This window comes from Rhizobacter sp. (genome assembly GCF_031412495.1).
Lineage (GTDB): Bacteria > Pseudomonadota > Gammaproteobacteria > Burkholderiales > Burkholderiaceae_C > Schlegelella_A.
This window is the reverse complement of record NZ_JANODC010000375.1, coordinates 1-3,616: the sequence shown is the minus strand read 5'-3', so window position 1 is coordinate 3,616 and position 3,616 is coordinate 1. Positions and strand designations below refer to the sequence as shown.

General features: G+C 70.6%; 5 protein-coding genes and 1 pseudogene. 3 read left to right on the top strand and 3 right to left on the bottom strand.

All coding sequences use genetic code 11. The annotated features are described in order from the left end of the window. Nucleotides 1–83: pseudogene (locus AC30N0_RS13710) on the top strand (SDR family oxidoreductase); the annotation flags it as partial. 1 nt (nucleotide 84) lies between these two features. On the opposite strand, the gene AC30N0_RS13705 reads toward AC30N0_RS13710, so the two are convergent. Then, a complete protein-coding gene (locus tag AC30N0_RS13705) occupies nucleotides 85–402 on the bottom strand; it encodes a putative signal transducing protein (protein ID WP_489518465.1) in 318 nt (105 codons plus the stop codon). 53 nt (nucleotides 403–455) lie between these two features. On the opposite strand from AC30N0_RS13705, the gene AC30N0_RS13700 reads away from it, so the two are divergent. Further along, a complete protein-coding gene (locus AC30N0_RS13700; RefSeq protein WP_489518464.1) occupies nucleotides 456–1,448 on the top strand; it encodes a quinone oxidoreductase family protein in 993 nt (330 codons plus the stop codon). A 69-nt stretch (nucleotides 1,449–1,517) separates the two neighbouring features. Further along, nucleotides 1,518–1,961, top strand: coding sequence for a hypothetical protein (locus AC30N0_RS13695; RefSeq protein ID WP_489518463.1), 444 nt, complete (start codon nucleotides 1,518–1,520; stop codon nucleotides 1,959–1,961). Between the two features lie 6 nt (nucleotides 1,962–1,967). Here the strand turns inward: AC30N0_RS13695 and lspA are convergent, their stop codons facing one another. Beyond that, nucleotides 1,968–2,456, bottom strand: coding sequence for a signal peptidase II (gene lspA / locus AC30N0_RS13690; protein ID WP_489518462.1), 489 nt, complete (start codon nucleotides 2,454–2,456; stop codon nucleotides 1,968–1,970). A gap of 2 nt (nucleotides 2,457–2,458) precedes the next feature. Next, nucleotides 2,459–3,616 (bottom strand): class I tRNA ligase family protein (locus AC30N0_RS13685; RefSeq protein ID WP_489518461.1); only part of this gene is annotated, 1,158 nt, incomplete at its 5' end.

Here is a 3,616-nt window from a genome sequence, read left to right as displayed (position 1 = left end):
CCTTCCTGTGCAGCGTGCAGGCCGGCTACATCACCGGGCAGAACCTGCTCGCCGACGGTGGCGCCTACCCGGGCACGTTCTAGGTCACGACGCGACCGCCTGCGGCATCGCCGCGCCGCAGTTCCAGCACTGCTCGAACGGCCCGTCGATCTGCTCGCGGCAGCCGGGGCAGGCCCAGCGCCGGTGCACCGGGTGGCGAAGCTGCTCGAGCAGCGCGCGCGCCCGCTCCAGCTCGCCGTCCTCGCTGACCCACACCTCGGGCATGGCCTGGTCGGGCGGCAGCTCGCCGGCGATGCTGCTCGCGTACATGCGCTGGACCGTGGCGTCGATGCCGGCATGGGTCAGCATGTCGGCCCACAGGGTGGCCAGCGCTAGGTTCGGGGCAGTCGTCAGGCGCTTCATGCAGTGCGGTGTCTTGAGGCACGATAGCGCACCTGCACGAACCGGAAGCTTCCATGACGACCACCAGCCAGACCGTCCGCATCGACAAGCAGGGCGGCGCCGACGAGATGCGCCTCGTCGGCCTCCCCGTCGGCGCCCCCGGCCCGGGCGAGATCCGCATCCGCCACCATGCCAGCGGCCTCAACTACATCGACGTCTACCAGCGCTCGGGCGTCTACGTGCTGCCCGTGCCGCTGACGCTCGGCATGGAGGGTGCCGGCATCGTCGAGGCGGTCGGCGCCGGCGTGACGCACCTGAAGGAAGGCGACCGGGCCGCCTACGCCAGCAACCCGCCGGGCAGCTACTCGGTGGCGCGCGTGATGCCCGCGAAGAACGTCGTTCGCCTGCCGGCGGCGATCTCGTTCGAGACCGGTGCCGCCATGATGCTCAAGGGCCTCACCGCGCAGTACCTGCTGCGCCGCACCCTGCCGCAGGGCGGCCTGCAGCCGGGCGATGCGATCCTGTTCCATGCCGCGGCCGGCGGCGTCGGCCTGATCGCCTGTCAGTGGGGCAAGGCGCTCGGGCTCGAGGTCATCGGCACGGCGGGCAGCGACGAGAAGTGCGCCCTGGCGCGCGAGCACGGCGCCGCGCACACCATCAACTACCGCAGCGAGGACTTCGCCGCCCGCGTCAAGGAGATCACCGGCGGCAAGGGCGTCAAGGTCGTCTACGACTCGGTCGGCAAGGACACCTGGGACAAGTCGCTCGACTGCCTGCGCCCGTTCGGCCTGATGGCGAGCTTCGGCAATGCGTCGGGCGTCGTGCCGCCCTTCGCGGTCGGCACGCTCGCCGCCAAGGGCTCGCTCTACGTCACGCGGCAGACGCTCTTCACCCACATCGCGACCCGCGAGGCCACGCAGGAAATGGCCGACGAGCTCTTCGCGATGGTCGAGAGCGGCAAGGTGAAGATCCGCATCGAGCGTCGCTACCCGCTCGCCGAAGCGGCCCAGGCACACCGCGACCTCGAGGCGCGCGCGACCAGCGGCTCGAGCGTGCTGATCCCCTGAGCGGCGGCTGGGCAAGGAGACGGTCGTGCTGACTCTCTATGGAAGCAAGGGGTCCGGCTCGGCCTCTGAGTGAAAGCGCGGCGATCCTCATCCATCTCGGGCTCGTACCCACAGAGCGGGCTGCTCTCGGCAGGCGCGTCGCAGCGCGCGCAGCAGATCCGCGGCCTGGTCTACATCGCCGCCAACTGCTACGCCGGCATCAGCATCCTCGACTACCCGGAGCGCTGGTATCCGGAGCCCGACGATGCCGTGCGCCAGGCAATGGCCGGGCGCGGCCGCGCCCGCCTGCACGAGCTGTGGGACCTGTTCGTCGACCAGTTCCGAGCGACGCCGTGGCTGAGCGGCGATCGGCCGGGTGCCCTCGACATCCTCGCTGCCACGGTGTCGATGTGGAGCGGCGCCCGCAAGCACCTCGCCGGGTCGCGGCCGGCGTTCACGGCGCTGCTGGCCCGCATCGAGGCCGATCCCCGCGTCGCGCCGGTGTGGGCGCGGCACTGGCCGGAGCCGGCGTAGCGCTGCTCAGCGCGAGCGACGCACGCGCAGCAGCTCGTCGAGGATCAGGCAGGCAGCGCCGACGCTGATCGCGCTGTCGGCGACGTTGAAGGCCGGGAAGTACGCGCGGCCCCAGTGCACCTGGATGAAGTCGATGACGTGGCCGTGCAGGATGCGGTCGATGACGTTGCCGACCGCGCCGCCCAGGATCAGCGCCAGTGCCCAGGCGAACAGGCGCTGGCCGCCGTGCCGCTTCAGCATCCAGACGATGAAGACGGCCGCCGCCGTGCCCAGACCGATGAAGAACCAGCGCTGCCAGCCGCCGGCGCCGGCGAGGAACGAGAACGCGGCGCCGCTGTTGTGGGCGCGGACGATGTCGAAGTAGGGCGTGATCGTCCGCACGTCGCCGAGCTCGAAGGTGCGGGCGATGAGCGTCTTCGTCAGCTGGTCGAGCACGACGATGACGAGCGAGATGCCCAGCCAGCCCCAGATCGGAATGCCTTTGCGCGAGCCCATGCTCAGGCCACCCTGCGCGGCTCGCCGGTACCGAACAGGTTGCTCGTGCAGCGGGCGCAGATCCGCGGATGCGCCAGGTCGTGCCCGACGTCGTCGCGGTAGTGCCAGCAGCGTTCGCACTTCAGCGCGCCGCTCACCTCGGGGCGGACCTGGAAGTCGACGGTGTCGTCGGCGGCCAGCGCCTCCAGGCGCGCCTTCGACGTGATGAGCACGAAGCGGAGGTCGCCGCCGAGGGTGGCGAGAAGCTCGTGCAGCTCGCCGCGCGCCGCGACCAGCACCTCGGCCTGCAGCGACGAGCCGAGCTTGCCGTCGGCCCGCAGGCTCTCGATCTGCCGGTTCGACTCGGCACGCACCTCGCCGATGCGCCGCCACTTCGCCAGCAGCGCCGGGTCGGCCCAGGCGCGGGTGTCGACGTAGGTCTCCGTGAAGATCGAGGCGGACCCTTTCGGGCCGAACACCTTCCAGGCCTCCTCCGCGGTGAAGCTGAGGAAGGGCGCCATCCAGCGCAGCACGGCGTGGGCGACGTGCCAGAGCGCCGTCTGCGCCGAGCGCCGCGCGTGCGAGCCGGCGGCCGTCGTGTAGAGGCGGTCCTTGAGGACGTCGAGGTAGAACGAGCCGAGGTCCTCCGAGCAGAACACCTGCAGCTTGGCGACGACCGGGTGGAATTCGTAGATGCCGTAGTGGCCGCCTGCGAAGACGCCTCGGTCGGCGTCGAAGCGGCCGACGATCTCGGCCTGCAGCTGGGCCGTGCGGGCCAGGGCCCAGCGATCGATCTCGAGCATCCTGGCGAGCGGCACCGCGTCCTTCGCCGCGTCGAAGTCGCTCGTGTTGGCGAGCAGGAAGCGAAGCGTGTTGCGGATCCGCCGATAGGCATCGACGACGCGGGCCAGGATCTTGTCGTCGATGGCCAGGTCGCCCGAGTAGTCGGTCGAGGCGCACCAGAGGCGGATGATCTCGGCGCCGAGCTTGGCCGTGACGTCGTTCAGGGCGATGAAGTTGCCGAGGCTCTTGCTCATCTTGCGACCGGAGCCGTCGACGGTGAAGCCGTGCGTCAGCAGGCCGCGATACGGCGCGTGGCCTTCGATCGCGCAGGCGATCAGCAGCGACGAGTGGAACCAGCCGCGGTGCTGGTCGTGGCCTTCGAGATAGAGGTCGGCCTC

Bases quoted from the DNA above. Each gene is read 5' to 3' on its own strand.
- AC30N0_RS13700 (WP_489518464.1), top strand. From the start codon at position 456: ATGACGACCACCAGCCAGACCGTCCGCATCGACAAGCAGGGCGGCGCC.
- lspA (WP_489518462.1), bottom strand. From the start codon at position 2,456: ATGGGCTCGCGCAAAGGCATTCCGATCTGGGGCTGGCTGGGCATCTCG.
- AC30N0_RS13705 (WP_489518465.1), bottom strand. From the start codon at position 402: ATGAAGCGCCTGACGACTGCCCCGAACCTAGCGCTGGCCACCCTGTGG.